The organism is Stenotrophomonas sp. GQ19 (assembly GCF_059758695.1).
Window position 1 is genome coordinate 223,610 of record NZ_JCAXES010000008.1, and the last position, 15,732, is coordinate 239,341.

Consider the following 15,732-nt stretch of genomic DNA (forward strand, 5'->3'; position numbering starts at 1 on the left):
GCAGGTGCGCAGGTATACCACCGGTGCCGACGCGGCGGCATGTCCGCCGCGTGCACGTTGCTGACCCGGTGGCGGGGTGCCGACGCGGCGACGGTGTGCCGACCAACGGTCGGCACCTACCGGATGCAGCGCTATCAGGCGGTCGGGGTGTTGGAGATGATCTCCACCCAGTAGCCGTCGGGGTCCTTGATGAAGGCCAGGTGCTTCATGCGGCCGTCTTCCAGGCGCTTCTGGTAGGGCACCTGCAGGTCATCGAAGCGCTTGCAGGCGGCCTGGATGTCCGGCACCGACACGCAGATGTGGCCGAAGCCGCGCGGGTCGCTGTTGCCGTCGTGGTACACCGCGCCCGGCTGGGTTTCGGTGCCGTGGTTGTGGGTCAGCTCCAGCACGCCGGGAATGCCGGCCATCCACACCCGGCGCGCGTCATCGCCCTCGGGGATCTGGGTTTCGGCCGGCAGCAGGGCCAGGAAGTACAGGCTGAACTGGGCTTCGGCGAAGTCGCGCTGGTCGATCAGGCGGAAGCCGAGCACCCGGGTGTAGAAGTCCAGCGAGGCGGCGATGTCCTTCACGCGCAGCATGGTGTGGTTGAACACGAAACCGGTGGTTTCGGCCGGCGGCTGGGCGGCAACGCCGGGCTGGGACTGCAGGGAAGCAACGCTCATGGGGGAATCCTGTGGCAGCGGGGGCCGTGGGTTCACGGCCATGGCGTCCATTTTAGCGGGGGGACTGCAAGGCGACGTAGAATGCTGCGTCTCCTTGCACAGTCCTGGCCATGTCGCAGCGTGAATGGGTGGCTGCCGCCATCCGCAAGATCGAAGCCGATTTCAACCGTTCGGCCGATACCCACCTGATCCCGATGGATCTGCCCGGGCATGCCGGCATCGACCTGTATTTCAAGGACGAGTCCAGCCACCCCACCGGCAGTCTCAAGCACCGTCTGGCGCGCTCGCTGTTCCTGTACGCGCTGGCCAACGGCTGGCTGCGCGAGGGACGCCCGGTGATCGAGGCCTCCAGCGGCTCCACGGCGGTGTCCGAGGCGTACTTCGCGCGGCTGCTGGGCCTGCCGTTCATCGCGGTGATGCCGGCCACTACGTCACCGGAGAAGATCGCTGCGATCGAGTTCCATGGTGGCCGTTGCCACCTGGTCGAGCGTGCCTGCGACCTGAACTGCGATTCGGAGAAGCTGGCGCGCGACACCGGCGGCCACTTCATGGACCAGTTCACCTACGCCGAGCGGGCCACCGACTGGCGCGCCAACAACAACATTGCCGAGTCCATCTTCAAGCAGATGGCCGAAGAGCCGCACCCGGTGCCGGAGTGGATCGTGTGCAGTCCGGGCACGGGCGGCACCGCGGCCACGCTGGGCCGTTACGTCAGCTATCGCCGGCACGACACCCGCATCCTGTGCGCCGACCCGGAAGTGTCGGTGTTCTACGACGGCTACTGCGCAGCCCTGGCCGGGCAGCCGTGGCGCGAGCTGACCTGCAGTGGCGGCTCGCGCGTGGAAGGCATCGGCCGGCCGCGGGTGGAATCCAGCTTCATTCCGACCAGTGTGGATGCCATGGTGAAGGTGCCCGATGCCCTGAGCCTGGCCGCGATGCGGCATGTGAGCCGGCAGCTGGGCCGCCGCGTGGGCGGCTCCACCGGCACCAACTTCATCGGCGTGCTGCAGGCGGCGGAGATGATGCGCAAGGCCGGCCGCAGCGGCTCGATCGTGACCATCCTGTGCGACAGCGGCGAGCGCTACGCGCACAGCTACTACAACCCGGACTGGTACCCGCGCCAGGGCATCGACGTGGAGCAGGCCGACGCGCTGATTGCCGCGGCGGTTGCCGGGCAGGGGCTGCCGGAACTGCCGTGTGCGTCGTTGGAAGGGTTGTACTGAAGGTAGAGCCGACCGTTGGTCGGCTGCTCTTGCCTTCAGCAGGTAGAGCCGACCGTTGGTCGGCTGCTCTTGCCGTGACGCCGGAAATCAGCCGACCAACGGTCGGCTCTACCCCGGTGCGCGCGGGACGTCAGCCGACCAACGGTCGGCTCTACCCCCTGTGCGCGCGGGACGGCAGCCGACCAACGGTCGGCTCTACGCCTGTACGCGCTGGTAGGCGTCCAGGACGGTGTCGCGCAGTACCGGCGGCAGCGTTTCATACGTTGCCGCCAGGTCGTCGAACTGCAGGGCCAGGTCCACGTCCAGGCGCTGGCCGGCCTGCACGGCCAGGATGACCAGCAGCGTGCACAGGACAAATTCGCGCTCATGGCCCGGCGCATAACGCGCGGCGCCGCGTTCGATCACTTCGTAGGGATACCAGAGCTGGTCCTCGTGCAGCCGGCCCTGCTGCGCCCCCACCACCTGTTGCAGCGCCGTGCGGTGGCGCGCCTGTTCGTCGGGGTGGCCCAGCGCGGCAATCCAGTCCAGTTCGGCGTGGCTGGCCGTGCCGATCAGCGCGAACGCCGGCAGGGTGTGGATGACATCATCCATGATCGCTCCGGACCGCTACGGTGGGGCCTTCAGCGTCGGTCCGGCGCCGTCAGCCGCGCGTGAACATCGGCGTGCCGTACCGGCGCAGGGCTTGTGCCGGGGTGGGGGCGATGCCATATCGTGGGCGAATGCCGCTGTGCGGCCCCGTTGTCTGGAGATGCCTGTGACCCCCACCAACCCCCTGCTCGACTTTTCCGGCCTGCCGCGCTTCGACGCGATCCAGCCCGAGCACATCGGCCCGGCCATCGACGCGTTGCTGGCCGACGCCGAGGCCGCAGTGAAGGCCGCCGAAACCGTCAGCCCGGTCACCTGGGCCAGCTTCGTGGTGCCGCTGGACGATGCCACCGAACGCCTCTGGCGCGCCTGGGGCCAGGTGGGCCACCTGCAGGGCGTGGTCAACACGCCGGCGTTGCGCGAGGCCTACAACGCCACCCTGCCCAAGGTGACCCGCTTCGGCAGTGCGCTCGGCCAGAACCTGGCGCTGTTCGAGCAGTACCGGCGCCTGGCGGCGGCTCCCGAAGCCGCCGGTTTTGATGAGGCCCAGCGCAAGGTGCTGGACAACGCGCTGCGCGATTTCCGCCTGGGCGGTGCCGAGCTGGACGACGACGCCAAGGCACGCTTCAGTGCGATCAAGGAAGAGCTGTCGGCGCTGTCGGCGAAGTTCTCGCAGAACGTGCTGGACGCCACCGACGCGTGGTCGCTGCACGTTGAAGACCGCGCCGAGCTGGACGGGCTGCCCGAGGACGTGGTCGCATCCGCACGCGCCGCCGCCGAAAAGGACGGGCTCCCCGGCTGGAAGCTGACCCTGCAGATGCCGTGCTACCTGCCGGTGCTGACCTACGCCACGCATCGCCCGCTGCGCGAAACGCTGTACCGCGCCAACGCACTGCGTGCCTCGGAATTCGGCGATGCCGCGCTGGACAACAGCGCCAACATCGACCGCGTGCTGGCCCTGCGTGCGGAACTGGCCGCGCTGCTTGGCTTTGCCAACTACGCCGCGTATTCCATCGCCACCAAGATGGCCGAGGACGCCGACCAGGTGCTCGGCTTCCTGCGTGACCTGGCCGCGCGCGCCAAGCCGCACGCGCAGCGCGACCGTGCCGAACTGGATGCCTTCGCCCGCGACGAACTCGGCCTGCCCGCGCTGGAAGCGTGGGACCTCGGGTTTGCCAGCGAGAAGCTCAAGCAGGCCCGGTACAGTTATTCCGAGCAGGAGGTGAAGCAGTACTTCACCGAGCCGAAGGTGCTGGCCGGTCTGTTCGGCGTGATTGAAGGCCTGTACGGCCTGCAGGTGCAGCCCGACAGCGCGCCGGTGTGGCACCCGGACGTGCGCTTCTTCCGCCTGGTGGATGCGCAGGGCGCGCTGGTCGGCCAGTTCTACCTGGACCTGTACGCACGCGAGGGCAAGCGCGGCGGTGCGTGGATGGATGACTGCCGGAACCGGCGTGACACCGCCCAGGGCGTGCAGACGCCGCTGGTGTACCTGGTGTGCAACTTCGGCAAGGGCGCCGACGGCGCGCCGGCCACCTTCAGCCACAGCGACGTGACCACCCTGTTCCACGAAATGGGCCACGGCCTGCACCAGCTGCTCACCCGCATCGGCGAGCTGGGCGTGGCCGGCATCAATGGCGTGGAATGGGACGCGGTGGAGCTGCCCAGCCAGTTCATGGAGAACTTCTGCTGGGAGTGGGCGCGTGTGCAGGCGATGACCGCGCACGTGGACAGCGGTGAACCGCTGCCGCGCGCGTTGTTCGACCGCATGCTGGCCGCGCGCAACTTCCAGAGCGGCATGTTCACCGTGCGCCAGCTGGAATTCGCGCTGTTCGACATGCAGCTGCACAGCAGCTTCGACCCGGTCCAGGACACCGTGCTGCAGCTGCTGGAACGCGTGCGCGACGAGGTGGCGGTGAACCGGCCGCCGGCCTGGAACCGCTTCCCGCATCAGTTCAGCCACATCTTCGCGGGCGGGTATGCCGCCGGTTACTACAGCTACAAGTGGGCCGAAGTGCTCAGCGCCGACGCCTACGCCGCGTTCGAAGAGGCACCGGACCAGGTGGCGGAAACCGGCAAGCGTTTCCGCGACGAAGTGCTGTCGCGCGGTGGCAGCCGCAGTGCGGCGGAAAACTTCGCCGCCTTCCGCGGGCGTGCACCGAACGTGGATGCGCTGCTGCGGCATAACGGCATGGCGTGATGCCGATGCGGTGGTGCCGGCCGCTCGAAATGCACATGGCATGATCCCGGTAGTGCCGGCCGCTGGCCGGCTCCCCGGGATGCATGACACCGTGCGCCGGTGGGATAGCGCAGAGCCGGCCAGCGGCCGGCACTACCGGGCATCGTGACCGTGTGTCCGACGCCGATGCGCGCCGACCGTTGGTCGGTACGCACACCCGTCAATCACACGTGCATGCCACCCCGGTAGGCACCGACCGTTGGTCGGTGCGCGCGCCATCAATCACATGCAGACGGCACCCACGGTAGGTACCGACCGTGGGTCGGTACGCCCCGCTATTCGGCGTAGATCATCTTCCGGGTCATGCCGCCGTCCACCACATGGTCTTGGCCGGTGATGAAGCCGGACAGGTCCGACAGCAGGAACACCGCCAGCGCGCCGATGTCCTCCGGTTGGCCCACGCGGCCTACCGGGTGCTGGGCGTGGTCGCGGCGCGACAGCTTCGTCGTGCGCCGTCGCGCGGGAGCCTGCCAGGCGTCGGTGGTGATCCAGCCCGGGCTGATGCAGTTCACCCGCACGGCCGGGCCTTCGCTGATCGCCAGCGCATGGGTAAAGGCCACCAGCCCGCCCTTGGCCGCCGCATAGGCTTCGCTGTCCGCTTCGGACTGGCCGGCGCGGGTGGAGGCGATGTTGAGGATGCGCCCGCCGTGCTCGCGCAGTGCCGGCAGCGCGTGCTTGCTGCACAGAAAGGCACCGTGCAGGCTCGACAACCGGCGCTGCCATTCGGCCAGCGGCATCTGCGCCAACGGGGTGCCATGCGCCGCGGCAATGCCGGCATTGTTGACCAGCCCGTCGATGCGCCCGAAACGCTTCAGCGCGGCTTTCATCAGCGCCTGCACGCTGCGCTCGCGGGCCACGTCCGCGCGCTGGAAGGCCGCCCGCTCGGGCAGCGCCCATTCTTTCAGGCAGGCCTTGCCAGCGTCGGCATCCAGGTCGGCAATCACCACGCTGCCACCTGCGCCCAGCACCGCCTGCGCGATGCCGCGGCCCACGCCCTGCGCACCGCCGGTGACGATCACCACGCGGTCGCGCAGCGGCTGCGCGGCCCAGTCGGTGATCGGCGGCGTCAGTGGCATCGCGAGTTGTCCTTGCGCCCCAGCAGGCGGGTCCAGCCTTCCACGCCCAGCTTGTCCAGCGTCTCGATGTTGCGCTCCACGATCACGTCCGGGTCCGGGAACGCCGCCACCGCACGTTCCACGCTGTCTTCGCGCAGCAGGTGCAGGGTGGGGTAGGGCGAGCGGTTGGTGTAGTTGCTCACATCGTCCGGCGCCACGCCCTCGAACTGGTACTGCGGGTGGAAGCTGGCCACCTGCAGGATGCCCTGCAGGTCCAGCGCCTCGATCGCCGCGTCGGCGTTGTCGAGAAAATCGTTGTAGTCCAGGAAGTCGGTCAGCACGTACGGGTGCACGATCAGCGTGGTGTCGGTCTCTTCCGGCGAGGTGTCGCGCAGGCGCAGCAACTCCTCGGCCAGCTCTTCCACCAGCGCTTCAGGCGTGGTGGCATCGCTGAGCACGAATCGCACCTGGTTCTTTACATACACCGCCTTGGCGAACGGGCACAGGTTCAGCCCGATCACGATCTGCTCCAGCCAGGTGCGGGTTTCGGCGATGAAGTCGGTGCCGTCCGGGGCGCTGTCGTCGGTGAAGGCGTGATCATTCATGGCGGGCGGTATCGCGGGCTGGGCAGGCGATTGTACGGCGCATGGCCGCACGCACGCGTGGTGGCGCCGTTGGCATGGACACCACTGTCCATTAACTGGACACCGGGCATGCTTGAAAATCCTTTACCGGCAGGGGCTTGCGCGTTTCCCACGCACGGCCAATAGGCAGTGCGGCGCGGCAGGTATCCAATGCCAGGGTGAACCATGTGCAGAAGACGGCCATGCGGCCGTGCTTCGTCAAAAGGAGCCAACAGATGCATGCAACCTCGGAATTCCTCCCCACCGCGCTGTGGTCCGGCAAGCTGTTCGACGGCCAGTGGCAGTCCGGCGCCAGCGCCCAGGACGTGATCGAACCGGCCACCGGCACCGCCCTGGGCCAGATCGCAATGACCAACCCGGCCGGCATCGCCGCCGCCGCCAGCACCGCCGCCACCGCCCAGCGCGACTGGGCCGCCGCCCCCTACGAAACCCGCGCCCAGGTGCTGCGCCGCGCTGCGCAGCTGGCCGAGCAGTACAACGATGAGATCGTGGAATGGCTGGTCCGCGAGAGCGGTTCAACCCGGCTTAAGGCCGGCTTTGAGGCCAAGGTGAACACCAAGGCGCTGCATGAAGCTGCGGCGCTGCCGTCGCGCAGCATCGGCGAAGTACTGCCGTCCGAGCCCGGCCGCCTGAACCTGGCCCGCCGCCGTCCGCTGGGCGTGGTCGGCGTGATCGCCCCGTTCAACTTCCCGCTGTACCTGGCCATGCGTGCGGTTGCCCCGGCGCTGGCACTGGGCAATGCGGTGGTACTCAAGCCCGACCCGCGCACCGCGGTGTGCGGTGGCTTCGTGATCGCGCGGCTGTTCGAACTGGCCGGCTTGCCGGCCGGTCTGCTGCATGTGCTGCCCGGTGACGGTGCGGCCGGTGCCGCGCTGACCAGCGACCCGAACATCGCGATGATCCAGTTCACCGGGTCCACCGGTGCCGGGCGCAAGGTGGGCGAAGCGGCCGGCAAGCACCTCAAGAAGGTGTCGCTGGAGCTGGGCGGCAAGAACTCGCTGATCATCCTGGACGACGCCGACATCGACCTGGCCATCGCCAATACCGCGTGGGGCGTGTACCTGCACCAGGGCCAGATCTGCATGGCCACCGGCCGCGTGCTGGTCCAGCGCAGCCTTTATCCGCGCTTTCTGGAAAAGCTGGTGGCCAAGGCGAAATCGCTCAAGGTCGGCAACCCGGCCACCGGCGATGTGGCCATCGGCCCGCTGATCAATGCCCAGCAGCGCGACCATGCCGCGAAGATCGTGGCCGACGCGCAGGCGGCCGGTGCCACGCTGGCCACCGGCGGCAGCTACCAGGACCTGTTCTTCGAGCCGACCGTGCTCAGTGACGTGGGCCGCGACAATCCCGCCTTCCACGAAGAGATCTTCGCGCCGGTCGCGGTGGTGGTCCCGTTCGACACCGACGACGAGGCCGTGGAGCTGGCCAACGACAGCGAGTACGGCCTGTCGATGGCGATCGTGTCCAGCAACGTGGGCCGCGCGCTGAAGCTGGGCGAACGCCTGCGCACCGGCCTGCTGCACATCAACGACCAGACCGTGAACGATGAAGTGATCAACCCGTTCGGCGGGGTGGGCGCGTCCGGCAACGGCACCAGCATCGGGGGCCCGTCCAACATCGACGAGTTCACCCAGTGGCAGTGGCTGACCGTCAAGGGCGAAGCGCCCGCCTACCCGATCTGAACAAGGAAACGAGCATGACCGCTACAGCAGAACTGCGCGACATCACCGTGGCCGTGGTGCGCGAGAAAGAACAGCCCTTCACCATCGAACCGGCGCGCATCCGCGCCCCGCAGGACGACGAAGTGCTGGTGCGCGTGATCGCCACCGGCCTGTGCCATACCGACCTGATCGTGCGTGACCAGTACTACCCGGTGCCGCTGCCGGCGGTGCTCGGGCATGAAGGCGCGGGCATCGTCGAAGCGCTCGGCCCGGGCGTGAAAGACCTCAAGGTGGGCGACCACGTGGTGCTCACCTACGGCGCCTGCGGCCACTGCAATCCGTGCAGCGGCGGGCATGGCGCGTACTGCAAGGATTTCTTCGGGCTCAATTTCGGCGGCGGCGCGCTGGACGGCAGTACCGCCATCCAGGACCCGGACGGTAACCCGCTGCACGATCATTTCTTTGCGCAGTCCTCGTTCGCCACGTATGCGCTGAGCCGCGAGAACAACGCGATCAAGGTGCCCGACGACGCCCCGATCGAACTGCTGGGTCCGCTGGGCTGCGGCATCCAGACCGGTGCCGGTGCGGTGATCAACTCGCTCAAGGTCACTGCCGGCAGCAGCTTTGCCAGCTTCGGCGCGGGCGCGGTGGGCCTGAGCGCGGTGATGGCCGCGCGCGTGGCCGGTGCGACCACCATCATCGCCATCGATGTGGTGCCGTCGCGCCTGGAACTGGCCAAAGAGCTGGGCGCCACCCATGTCATCAACAGCCGTGAGGTCGATGTGGTCGACGCCGTGCGGGAGATCACCGGTGGCGGAGCCAACTTCGCACTGGAATCCACCGGCCGCCCCGAGGTGCTCGCGCAGGGCATCGAAGCGCTGGGCGGGCGCGGTGTGATCGGCGTGGTGGGCGCGCCGAAGCTGGGCACCAAGGCCGAGTTCGACGTCAACAACCTGCTGCTGGGCGGGCGCAGCATCCGCGGCATCGTCGAAGGCGACAGCGTGCCCAAGGTGTTCATTCCGCAGCTGGTGCAGCTGTACCAGCAGGGCCGTTTCCCGTTCGACAAACTGGTGAAGTTCTACCCGCTTGACCAGATCAACCAGGCCGCCGAAGACAGCACCCGCGGCATCACGCTCAAGCCGATCCTGACCATCGGGTAGTGCCGGCCGCTGGCCGGCAGCACGATGAAACGCTGCGTCGCAGGCCGTGGGGCCTGCGACGGTGCAGTCAGTCAGCTTGGCGGGTGTACGCTCCAGATCCGGTTTGGAGGATCCCATGGGCGGCATGCAGCTGGAGCAGCAACAGGCATTGGCAGCGGCGCGCCAGCGTTTCGCCGACGGCGGGGCCCTGGCTGAGTCGTTGCTGGCCCCGTCCGTGCAGCGCTCCTGGGAGCGCTCGCGGCTGGCCGGCGTGCAGCCGCGCCAGGAACCGCATTACGCCCCGTTGGCCGCATCCGGGCCACGCCTGGACGACCCGGCCGACCGCCGGCTGGCGCGCTGCGTGCGCGATGACCTCGACCATCTCTGGGCCGCCTTCGGTGGCCGCCAATGGACGCTGTTCTGCGTCAACGCCGGGGGCATGATCGTGGCCCAGCGCGAGCATGGCTTGGCCGATGTGCCGGTGCTGCGCCCGATCCAGGTGGGCCGGCGACTGCGCGAGATCGACATCGGCACCACCGCACCGGCCTGCAGCCTGGCCGACGACGCGCCCGCGCTGGTGCGCGGCAATGAACACTACCTGGACCGGTTCGCCGCGGTGTTCTGCCTGAGCGTGCCGCTGCATGGGCTCGATGGGGAAGTGCTGGGCGCGCTGGACATCACCGGCACCGGCGACCGCGATGCCGAACTGCTGCATGGCTATTTCCGCCAGGCGGCGCTGTCCACCGAAAACCGGCTGATGATCGAACACCGGCCCTGCCACCTGCTGGCCGTGCAGCATGATGCGCGCTGGCTGCAGTCACCGTTGCAGGGGTTGCTGGCGGTCGAGGAAGACGGCCGCGTGCGTGCAGCCAACCGGGTGGCGCGCCGCTTGTTCGGCCTGCCACGGCGCGGGCCGTTGCCGCTGCTTGCGCTGGAGGGCCTGTTCGCCGGCGCCAGCGTGCACCAGCGGCGGCGATTGCTGCAGGCCGGACCTGCGCACCGGGTGCGTATCGGCGAAGACACGGCGGTGTATGTGCAGTACCTGCGCGGGCCGGTGGCGGCGCGCGCGGGCGTGCGGATTGAGGCTGCGGCGGGTCAGGCGGCTGCGCCATCGTTGCGTGCGCTCAACGCGCAGGGCGTGCGTGAGGCGGTTGCCGCGCACCACGGCAACATTGCGGCGGCGGCACGGCAGCTGGGGATTTCGCGGACGACGTTGTACCGGCACCTGCGCGGGTAGGGGTGCGGGGTTGCCGGCCAGCGGCCGGCACTACCGTCCGGGGTCACGCAGGCGATCGGGTGCGATCAATCGCGGAAGTTGTCGAACTGCAGCGGGACCTCGAAGGTTTCCTTCTTCAGCAGCGCGATCGCATCCTGCAGGTCGTCGCGCTTCTTGCCGTTGACGCGCAGCTTGTCGCCATTGATCTGGCTGTCCACCTTCAACTTGCCTTCCTTCAACTTCGCCGCGATCTGCTTGGCGACCTTCTGCTCGATGCCCTGCTTGACGGTCACCTTCTGGCGCGCACCGGCCAGGTTGGTCTCGACGTCGCCGAACTCCAGGCAGCGCACGTCGATGCCGCGCGCGATCAGGCGCGCACGCAGGATGTCGGTCATCTGCTGCAGCTGGAAATCGCTCGGCGCGGACTGGCTGATCACGCTGTCTTCCAGCACGAACTTGGCCTCCACGCCCTTGAAATCGAAGCGGGTCGACAGCTCGCGGTTGGCCTGGTCGACCGCGTTGGTCAGTTCGTGGGTGTTGACTTCGGAAACGACGTCAAAGGAAGGCATGGGGAAACTCCAACGGGTGAATGCCGTCATTCTAACCACCCCGGCATGGACGGCCCGCCGATCGTGGCGATAATGGGCAATGATCACCCAGAAATCCCCCTCCCGCGCCGTCGCCTGGATGTTGATGGCCGTGGCCTGCTTCTCGCTGATGGATGCCGGCATGAAGCAGCTTGCCAGCAGCTATCCCACCCTGCAGGTGACCTTCCTGCGCGGCGCGGCCTCGCTGCCGTTCGTGCTGGTCTGGGTGCTGGCCACCGCCGGCCCGCGCTCGCTGGTGCCCAAGCGCTGGGCCCTGCACCTGCTGCGCGGGGCGCTGGGCATGGCGATGATCGGCTGCTTCGTCTACGCCCTGCGCAGCCTGCCGCTGTCTACCGCGTACACCATCTACTTCGTGGCCCCGCTGCTGATCGCCGCGTTGTCGGTGCCGCTGCTGGGCGAACACGTCGGCCCGCGGCGCTGGATCGCCATCGGCATCGGCCTGGTCGGGGTGCTGGTGGTGTTGCGGCCGGGCGTGGGGGGCTTCATCTCGGTGCCGGGCCTGATGGTGCTGCTGGCCGCCACCGCCTATGCCGTGGCTGCCATCACGGTCAGCATGCTCACCCGCACCGACACCCCGCAGTCAATGGTGGTCTGGTTCCTGGTGATCATGGCCGTGGGCGCCGGCCTGCTGGCCATCCCCGACTGGCAGCCGTTGCAGCTGGGCCACGCCGCGTTGATCGCCGGCATGGGCCTGGCCGGGGCCGGCGGGCAGGTGGCCCTGACCCGCGCGTTCCAGCTGGGCGAGGCCTCGCTGATCGCGCCGCTGGAATACACCGGGCTGGTCTGGGTGATCGGCTGGGACCTGCTGTTCTGGGGCGCGCTGCCGGACCGCTTCACCTGGCTGGGTGCGGCCATCATCGTCGCCTCCGGCCTGTACCTGCTGCACCGGGAGCGGGTCCGCCAGGTCCAGGCGCCCGCGCCGCTGGACCATCCCTGAGCCGGGCAGGGCCGTCCCTGGCCCCGATCACGCCGGCTTAGAACCAAACGGAATATCATTCCGCACAGCCGCGCGGGCCAGGGCCGCCCCGCGCTGGTAGGCTGCACGCCCCCTCCCGTCGATGCCCGGTTGACCGCGAAGTGATCGAGTTCCAGCGCCTGCACAAATCCTATGCCGTCGGCGGACGCGCGATCGCCGCGCTGCAGCCGCTGGACCTGACCATCGAGGCCGGCGAGGTATTCGGCATCATCGGCCACTCCGGGGCAGGCAAGTCGACCCTGATCCGCCTGATCAACCGGCTCGAGGAACCCACCGGCGGCCGCCTGCTGATCAGCGGCGAAGACGTCACCGCGCTCGACGCCGACGGCCTGCGTACGCTGCGCCGTCGCATCGGCATGATCTTCCAGCACTTCAACCTGCTGTCCTCGCGCACGGTGGCGGCCAACGTCGCCTTCCCGCTGGAGCTGGCCGGTACCCCGCGCGCCGAGATCGACGCGCGCGTGGACGAACTGCTGCATACCGTTGGCCTGGAAGCACACGCGACCAAGTACCCGGCGCAGTTGTCCGGCGGACAGAAGCAGCGCGTCGGTATCGCCCGCGCCCTGGCCACCCGCCCGCAGATCCTGCTGTGCGATGAAGCCACCAGTGCACTGGACCCGCAGACCACCGCTTCGGTGCTGAAGCTGCTGGGCAAGATCAACCGCGAGCTGGGCCTGACCATCGTGCTGATCACCCACGAGATGGACGTGATCCGCCGGGTCTGCGACCGCGTGGCCGTGCTCGATGCCGGCCACCTGGTGGAAACCGGCCCGGTTACCGAGGTGTTCCTGCACCCGCAGCACCCGACCACGCGCCGCTTCGTGAGCGAATCGGAGCAGGTGGACGAGGGCGAGCTGCACAAGGACTTCGAGGCGGTCGCCGGGCGTATCGTGCGCCTGACCTTCCTCGGCGCGGACACCTACGAACCGCTGCTGGGCCGCATCGCGCGCGAAACCGGCGTGGACTACAACATCCTGTCCGGCCGTATCGACCGGATCAAGGACACCCCCTACGGCCAGCTGACGGTATCGCTGGTGGGCGGCGACGTGCAGGCCGCGCAGGCCGGCTTCGTGGCCGCCGGTGTCCACCTTGAGGAGCTGCGTCGATGATGCTGGGTACTGCCGGCGGGTTCTTCCGCCATCTGGATGCGGGCAAGTGGGCCGATATCGGCCAGGCCACGCTGGATACCCTGCTGATGCTCGGCGGCTCGCTGCCGCTGACGCTGGCCATCGGCCTGCCGCTGGGCGTGCTGCTGTTTCTGACCGGCTCGCCGCAGCTGCACCGCAAGCCGGTACTGTACGGCGCACTGGCGGTGCTGGTGAACCTGCTCCGCTCGGTCCCTTTCATCATCCTGATGATCGTGCTGATTCCGCTCACCTTGTGGATGATGGGCACCTCACTGGGTGTGCGCGGTGCGATCGTGCCGCTGGTGATCGGCGCGGCGCCGTTCTACGCACGCCTGGTGGAAACCGCGCTGCGCGAAGTGGACCGTGGCGTGATCGAAGCGAGCCAGTCGATGGGCGCCACCACCTGGCAGCTGGTCACCCGGGTGTTGCTGCCCGAAGCGCGGCCCGGCCTGATTGCCGGTGCCACGGTCACGGTGATCGCGCTGATCGGCTTCACCGCGATGGGCGGCGCGATCGGCTCGGGCGGCCTGGGTGACCTGGCGTTCCGCGACGGCTACCAGCGCTCGCACACCGACGTGGCCCTGGTCACCGTGGTGCTGCTGCTGGTACTGGTGCAGATCCTGCAGATGCTGGGCGACTGGCTGGTGTCCCACTACAGCCGGAAGTAACCGGTAGGTACCGACCGTTGGTCGGTACGCCACCTTCAGCGGCGGCTGGGCCAGGCCCCAGGTCGTGCCGCCCATTGGAATGCCAGGGCGGCAGCCTGCACAGATTCGATTGATCAGGTGCTCGACCAGCGCATCATTGCGTGACGGGCACCTGTGTTATATTCCGTTTCGCGTAATACGCTGCGCGGAATGATTCAATCCTTCCGATGCCGTCACACGCTCGCGCTGTTTGCGGGACGATGCCCTCGACAATTTCGTGCGTTCCAGTCACTGGCCGAGCGCAAACTGCAGATGCTGGATGCTGCACAGACGCTGCAGTTCCTGCGCAGCCCGCCCGGAAATCAGCTCGAAGCGCTGTACGGCGACCGACGCGGGCAGCACAGCATCCGCGTCAACGCGCAGTGGCGACTTTGTTTTGTCTGGACCGACAACGGTCCGCGTGATGTCGAGATCGTCGATTACCACTGAGGTGCCATCCATGAGCCGCCCCACCAACAACCTCAGGGCCGTCCATCCGGGCGAAATCCTGCGCGAGGAGTTTCTGCTGCCGTTGCAGCTGAGCATTACTGCGCTGGCACGGGCGCTGGATGTGCCGCCTACGCGATTGCATGCCATCGTGCATGAAACCCGCGGCGTCACGGCGGATACCGCGGTGCGCCTGGCACGTCATTTCGGTGGGGACGCCGCGTCGTGGCTGGCCCTCCAGGCCGAGTACGATCTGAAGACGCTGCCGACCCGCGAGGAAATCGAGCGCAGGGTGCAGCCGCGCGAGGCAGCCTGACCGCCACGCTTACCGGACGTTCGGCACCTCATACCCCAGCCGGTCCACCTGCTCGGGGTGCTGCGGCACGCGCTTGAGCTTGTCGGTATTGACCCCGTACTCGTCGCGCAGGCGGGTGGCCAGTTCCTTGTAGAGCTCTTTGTCCATGTCCGGCTGGCGCGCGAAGATCCAGGCCATCTCGCGGCCGGGGTAGCCCAGCATCGCCCACGAATAGTCCGGGGCCACTTCCAGCACGCGGGTGTGGGTCGGCACGATCTTGTAGAACCAGGTGCGCCAGTTGTGGTTGCCGCTTTCCTCATCCACCGAGGCGCGCACGGTCAGCTCCTGGAGCGGTTCGGAGAACCCGTTGCGGTACCGATAGGTGATGGACACCTTCTGGTCGCCGCGCAGGCTGAACTCGTTGACGCTGGCCACATGGCCGCGTTCGATCGGGTTGGGAACCCGGCCGATCACATACCAGGTGCCCATGAACTTCTGCAGGTCGATGGGGGCGCCAGTCGCTTCGGTGGCCACCGGTGCCGGGCTCGGCTTGGCCTCGTGGCGGAAGGCGCAGGCGGACAGCAGCGACAGCGTCGACAGCAACAGGACAGCGCGAAGCGGGCGGTTCAGAGACATGCGGCAGAAGGCTCCAGTGGCTGGCACGGGCATGGTGGGTGGGACAGCGGAGAACGTCAATGGTGGCGTTCATGCTTGCCGTGCCGGTTGCGGCAACAGGTCGCAGCCGGTGAGATGGTGGCACGGCAAGGTGACGCATCACTTTCGCACGGAGTCGTGTCATGCCCTTGTCGTCGTCGCGTCATTCCCCGCGTTCACAGGCCGCCGCACGCCTGGCCAGCACCCCCGATCCGCAGGTACTGCGCGGGGTCCGGCAGGCCGCCCTGGCCGGGCTGGCCCTGGTGCTGGTGTGGCCGGCGGCACGCGGCAGCAGCGAATGGCTGGGCTGGCTGCCCCTGTGGCTGGTGGGCATGCCGTGGCTGGCCTGGTGGAGCCTGTACCGGTTCCGCCTGCCAATGGCGCTGCTGCGCCGCCGCAGCAGTGGCCGTCGCCGTGGCCCGCAGGCCCGCCGCCGCACCCGCGTGGCGCGCCCTGACCTTCGACACGGGAGCGCCGGCCGGGCGGTGTGATAGCGTCCGGGGCTTATGTCCGCTTGG

The 15,732-nt window shown here is 68.3% G+C and carries 17 protein-coding genes; 11 read left to right on the forward strand and 6 right to left on the reverse strand.

All coding sequences use genetic code 11. The features are described 5' to 3' along the window. Positions 1-134: 134 nt before the first annotated feature. Positions 135-662, reverse strand: coding sequence for a lactoylglutathione lyase (gene gloA / locus AC6CHL_RS15695; protein WP_498295229.1), 528 nt, complete (start codon positions 660-662; stop codon positions 135-137). A gap of 110 nt (positions 663-772) precedes the next feature. Between gloA and AC6CHL_RS15700 the strand changes: the two genes are divergently transcribed. After that, positions 773-1,885, forward strand: a complete 1,113-nt coding sequence (locus AC6CHL_RS15700) for a PLP-dependent cysteine synthase family protein (RefSeq protein WP_038686130.1) — start codon at positions 773-775, stop codon at positions 1,883-1,885. A gap of 195 nt (positions 1,886-2,080) precedes the next feature. On the opposite strand, the gene AC6CHL_RS15705 is transcribed toward AC6CHL_RS15700, so the two are convergent. Next, the gene (locus tag AC6CHL_RS15705; protein WP_498295231.1) at positions 2,081-2,476 is read right to left on the reverse strand and encodes a hypothetical protein; all 396 of its coding nucleotides are present in this window, start codon (positions 2,474-2,476) and stop codon (positions 2,081-2,083) included. Positions 2,477-2,633: 157 nt separating this feature from the next. Between AC6CHL_RS15705 and AC6CHL_RS15710 the strand changes: the two genes are divergently transcribed. Beyond that, positions 2,634-4,667 carry a M3 family metallopeptidase gene (locus AC6CHL_RS15710; protein WP_498295232.1) on the forward strand — a complete coding sequence of 678 codons (2,034 nt, stop codon included), beginning with the start codon at positions 2,634-2,636 and terminating at the stop codon, positions 4,665-4,667. Positions 4,668-4,981: 314 nt separating this feature from the next. Here AC6CHL_RS15710 and AC6CHL_RS15715 read toward each other — a convergent pair whose 3' ends face one another. Next, on the reverse strand, positions 4,982-5,782 hold the full coding sequence (locus AC6CHL_RS15715; RefSeq protein WP_498295234.1) for an SDR family oxidoreductase: 801 nt from the start codon (positions 5,780-5,782) through the stop codon (positions 4,982-4,984). After that, entirely contained in the window at positions 5,773-6,366 is a 594-nt protein-coding gene (locus tag AC6CHL_RS15720) for a DUF1415 domain-containing protein (RefSeq protein ID WP_448134453.1), read from the reverse strand. The genes AC6CHL_RS15715 and AC6CHL_RS15720 overlap by 10 nt, the downstream gene beginning before the upstream one ends. A 254-nt stretch (positions 6,367-6,620) precedes the next feature. Between AC6CHL_RS15720 and AC6CHL_RS15725 the strand changes: the two genes are divergently transcribed. The 3 genes from AC6CHL_RS15725 (at position 6,621) to AC6CHL_RS15735 (ending at position 10,442) form a co-directional block, all read left to right on the forward strand. Next, the gene (locus AC6CHL_RS15725; protein WP_038686138.1) at positions 6,621-8,087 is read left to right on the forward strand and encodes a benzaldehyde dehydrogenase; all 1,467 of its coding nucleotides are present in this window, start codon (positions 6,621-6,623) and stop codon (positions 8,085-8,087) included. Positions 8,088-8,101: 14 nt separating this feature from the next. Continuing rightward, positions 8,102-9,226: an NAD(P)-dependent alcohol dehydrogenase gene (locus AC6CHL_RS15730; protein WP_498295236.1), complete on the forward strand. Its 1,125-nt coding sequence runs from the start codon at positions 8,102-8,104 to the stop codon at positions 9,224-9,226. 115 nt (positions 9,227-9,341) lie between these two features. Further along, complete coding sequence (locus tag AC6CHL_RS15735) at positions 9,342-10,442, forward strand: helix-turn-helix domain-containing protein (RefSeq protein WP_498295237.1); 1,101 nt, start codon at positions 9,342-9,344, stop codon at positions 10,440-10,442. 65 nt (positions 10,443-10,507) lie between these two features. On the opposite strand, the gene AC6CHL_RS15740 is transcribed toward AC6CHL_RS15735, so the two are convergent. Further along, on the reverse strand, positions 10,508-10,990 hold the full coding sequence (locus tag AC6CHL_RS15740) for a YajQ family cyclic di-GMP-binding protein (RefSeq protein ID WP_038686143.1): 483 nt from the start codon (positions 10,988-10,990) through the stop codon (positions 10,508-10,510). 79 nt (positions 10,991-11,069) lie between these two features. Here AC6CHL_RS15740 and AC6CHL_RS15745 point away from each other — a divergent pair, with 79 nt between their 5' ends. The 5 genes from AC6CHL_RS15745 to AC6CHL_RS15765 all read left to right on the forward strand — a co-directional run bounded on the left by AC6CHL_RS15745 (position 11,070) and on the right by AC6CHL_RS15765 (position 14,581). Next, positions 11,070-11,966 carry a DMT family transporter gene (locus AC6CHL_RS15745; protein WP_038686144.1) on the forward strand — a complete coding sequence of 299 codons (897 nt, stop codon included), beginning with the start codon at positions 11,070-11,072 and terminating at the stop codon, positions 11,964-11,966. A gap of 140 nt (positions 11,967-12,106) precedes the next feature. Next, positions 12,107-13,114: a methionine ABC transporter ATP-binding protein gene (locus AC6CHL_RS15750; RefSeq protein ID WP_038686146.1), complete on the forward strand. Its 1,008-nt coding sequence runs from the start codon at positions 12,107-12,109 to the stop codon at positions 13,112-13,114. Then, positions 13,111-13,800 (forward strand): methionine ABC transporter permease, encoded by a 690-nt coding sequence (locus tag AC6CHL_RS15755; RefSeq protein ID WP_038686148.1) that lies wholly within the window; start codon positions 13,111-13,113, stop codon positions 13,798-13,800. Before AC6CHL_RS15750 ends, AC6CHL_RS15755 begins: the two co-directional genes overlap by 4 nt. 189 nt (positions 13,801-13,989) lie before the next feature. Further along, positions 13,990-14,268 (forward strand): type II toxin-antitoxin system RelE/ParE family toxin, encoded by a 279-nt coding sequence (locus AC6CHL_RS15760; RefSeq protein WP_498295239.1) that lies wholly within the window; start codon positions 13,990-13,992, stop codon positions 14,266-14,268. Between the two features lie 10 nt (positions 14,269-14,278). Continuing rightward, on the forward strand, positions 14,279-14,581 hold the full coding sequence (locus tag AC6CHL_RS15765) for a HigA family addiction module antitoxin (protein ID WP_038686150.1): 303 nt from the start codon (positions 14,279-14,281) through the stop codon (positions 14,579-14,581). 9 nt (positions 14,582-14,590) lie between these two features. On the opposite strand, the gene AC6CHL_RS15770 is transcribed toward AC6CHL_RS15765, so the two are convergent. Next, on the reverse strand, positions 14,591-15,196 hold the full coding sequence (locus AC6CHL_RS15770) for a lipocalin family protein (protein ID WP_038686152.1): 606 nt from the start codon (positions 15,194-15,196) through the stop codon (positions 14,591-14,593). A gap of 161 nt (positions 15,197-15,357) precedes the next feature. On the opposite strand from AC6CHL_RS15770, the gene AC6CHL_RS15775 reads away from it, so the two are divergent. After that, positions 15,358-15,705, forward strand: a complete 348-nt coding sequence (locus tag AC6CHL_RS15775; RefSeq protein ID WP_498295241.1) for a hypothetical protein — start codon at positions 15,358-15,360, stop codon at positions 15,703-15,705. Positions 15,706-15,732 lie beyond the last annotated feature (27 nt).